Raw genomic sequence first — 220 nt, forward strand, 5'->3', positions numbered from 1 at the left:
GCCTGCTTCCAGTACTCGACCTGCCGCGCGATCACCGACTCCGGATCGTCCTCCGAACCCAGCACCTCCCGCTGCCACAACGCATAATCCGCATACTGCACCGCAAGCGGCGCCCACCCCGGAACCATCCCGGAAGTCCGCGCCGCATACGCGCTCACCACATCCCGCATCAGCGGGCCCATCGAGAACCCATCCGCCGCAATGTGATGCAACACCAGCA

1 protein-coding gene is annotated in these 220 nt (G+C 65.5%); it reads right to left on the reverse strand.

All coding sequences use genetic code 11. The annotated features are described in order from the left end of the window. A partial coding sequence (locus EF834_RS18100; RefSeq protein WP_164874187.1) for a condensation domain-containing protein occupies nucleotides 1-220 on the reverse strand: 220 nt, incomplete at both ends.

Source organism: Rhodococcus spongiicola, assembly GCF_004011835.1.
GTDB classification, from domain to species: domain Bacteria; phylum Actinomycetota; class Actinomycetes; order Mycobacteriales; family Mycobacteriaceae; genus Prescottella; species Prescottella spongiicola.